Origin of the sequence: Mesorhizobium sp. M7A.F.Ca.MR.362.00.0.0 (assembly GCF_004023175.1) — a bacterium.
Taxonomy (GTDB): domain Bacteria; phylum Pseudomonadota; class Alphaproteobacteria; order Rhizobiales; family Rhizobiaceae; genus Mesorhizobium.
The window spans coordinates 1-2,673 of the sequence record NZ_RZTF01000589.1 but is presented as its reverse complement, the minus strand read 5'-3'; the positions used below and the strand labels follow the sequence as shown (position 1 = coordinate 2,673).

Genomic DNA, 2,673 nt, shown 5'->3' with positions numbered 1-2,673 from the left:
CAGGATCGCCGAGCAGATGCTTGGCGACGCCATCGACATCGGTCAGGAGGGTCTTGGTGCCGACCAGGAACACCAGACTCGGCTCGTGATATTCCGCCGAAGCGAGCACCGTGGTGTCGCAAGGCCTGTTGGCCTGGAACGCCGCCTCGATCGCCGGGCTCAGCCAGATCGGCTTCAGCGAAGGCGCGATGACGCCGAACAACAGCCCATAGGTGATGCCCGCGCAGACCGCGATGGCGCCGATGCGGGAGAGCGGCACTTGCAGCTGTCGCGAAAAAGCGAAATATCCTGCCGCCAGCGCCGCCGCGGCGGCCGGGATGCTCCACCAGGAGAAGGCGCCGGTGAGATAGATCGGCGCTCCCACGCAGACCGCCGCCAGGCCAAGGCTGACCACGGCAAGACCGAATGCGGTCGACCACCACAACCAATCCTGCCAGCGCCTGAGCGGCGCATTCGCCTCCTGCGGCGGCAAGGTCAGCAGCCAGCCGATCAGCAGCGCCATGCCGGGATAGGCCGGCAGGACATAGTGCGGCAGCTTGGTCGGGATCAGTTCGAACACCAGCCAGAACGGAATGTACCAGGCGAGGCAGAAACGCAGCCGGGGATCGTCGCGCAGACGGTTGAGGGCCTGCAGCCCGGCGCCGACCGCGATCAGACCGAACGGCCACATGAACAAGGAATAGGTCAGCATGTAGAAACCGGGCGGCAGACCGTGCGATTCCTCCCCCGAGGCGACCTTGGCCATCATGTCCTTGCCGACGGCATCACTGAGAAAGGCGCCGCCGCTCTTCCAGGTGATGAGGGCGACCCAGGGCAGCACGATGAGCAGCACCAGGGCGGCACCGCGCACGAGCTTCAGCTTCAGGAGCCAGCGCCAGTCGCGCTCGAAGGCAAACAAGGCGGCGACCGTCAGCACCGACAGGAGCGGAGCCACCGGCCCCTTGATAAGGATTCCAAGGCCTTGAGCAGCCCAGAAAATCCACGGCAGGTGGGCGGCTACCGGTTCGTTCCGGCGCGCTGCCAGATAGATCTGGGCGAGCGCGCCTTGCGCCGCCACGCAGCAGGCCAGCAGCATGGCGTCAGTCTTGGCGTCACGGCCCTCGAAGGCGGTGGCGAAGATAGCCGCCATCATCAGGCCGGCGGCGAGACCGGCATTGGCCCCGAACAGCTTGGTGCCTGTCCAGGCAATGCCGACGACGGCCAAGGCAATGCCAAGCATGGAGACGAGGCGGTAGACCCAGATCGGCGCCGCCGCCCCCTCGCCGCTCAGCGCCACGGCCGCCGATTGCAGCCAGTAGATGCCGATCGGCTTCTTGTAGCGCGAGGCATCCTGAAAACGGATGTCGACATAGTCGGAGGTTTCGACCATCTGCTTGGTGGCCTGGACAAAACGGGATTCGTCCCGGTCGACGGGTGGAAGGCTCGCCAGTCCGCTGAAAGTCATCAGCACGCTGAACAGAAAGAGAAAAAGATAGTTCCTGTTCATCGCGGAGCTTTCCGGATCTGATCTGCGGGATGGCCCCGTCGCGGCGCCTCAGGCCCTGCCCTGCGCGGCGCCTCAATACGCCAGCCCAAACGGCGAAGCAAGGATTCGCAAATGCCATCCGCGCGGGCACCAAAACCGGAAACCACTTTTGCTGATCGCCGGACCTTTGTCTGGCGCGCGATCGGACGCAAAACCGGAAACCACTTTTGCTGATCGCGCTTGGATGCTAAACGCCCGCGTTCATGCACACCCGAGCCACGCTGGCCGGACGCTTTCGGGAAAGAAAAAATGCCTGCCTTCAAATCGGATTTCCTGCGCACGATGAGCGAGCGCGGTTTCATCCACCAGACTTCGGATGATGCCGGTCTCGACACTATCTTCGCCAAGGAAACGGTGACGGCCTATATCGGCTTCGACGCCACCGCCAAGAGCCTGCACGCCGGCTCGCTGATCCAGATCATGATGCTGCACTGGCTGCAGCAGACCGGTCACCGGCCGATCGCGCTGATGGGCGGCGGCACCTCGATGATCGGCGACCCGTCCTTCAAGGACGAGGCGCGCAAGCTTTTGACCCCGCAGGACATCGAAGACAATCTGGCTGGCATCCGCCGCAACTTCATGCCCTACCTCAAATTCGGCAGCGGTCCGAACGACGCCATCATGGTCAACAACGCCGACTGGCTGATGGAGATCAACTACGTCAATTTTCTGCGCGATGTCGGCCGTCACTTTTCCGTCAACCGCATGCTGGCGTTCGATTCCGTCAAGCTGCGGCTCGATCGCGAGCAGTCGCTGTCGTTCCTCGAATTCAACTACATGATCCTGCAGGCCTATGATTTCGTCGAACTCTACAAGCGTCTCGGCTGCCGCCTGCAGATGGGCGGCTCCGACCAATGGGGCAACATCATCAACGGTATCGATCTCGGCCGCCGCATGGAGGACGCGCAGCTCTATGCGCTGACCACGCCGCTGCTCACCACCTCGTCGGGCGCCAAGATGGGCAAGTCGGCTTCGGGCGCGGTCTGGCTCGATGCGGAGATGCTGAGCCCCTACGAATTCTGGCAGTACTGGCGCAACACCGAGGATGCCGACGTCGCGCGCTTCCTGAAGCTCTACACGACGCTGCCGCTGGACGAGGTGGCGCGGCTCGAACGGCTCGGCGGATCCGAGATCAATGAGGCCAAGAA

Annotated in this window: 2 protein-coding genes; one reads left to right on the top strand and one right to left on the bottom strand. The window is 63.4% G+C overall.

From position 1 onward, the window contains the following. Positions 1–1,486, bottom strand: a 1,486-nt coding sequence (locus EOC06_RS35615; protein ID WP_164898945.1) for a glycosyltransferase family 39 protein, incomplete at its 3' end; no start/stop codon positions are given. 288 nt (positions 1,487–1,774) lie between these two features. On the opposite strand from EOC06_RS35615, the gene tyrS reads away from it, so the two are divergent. Continuing rightward, positions 1,775–2,673, top strand: an 899-nt coding sequence (tyrS, locus tag EOC06_RS35610) for a tyrosine--tRNA ligase (protein WP_128310003.1), incomplete at its 3' end; no start/stop codon positions are given.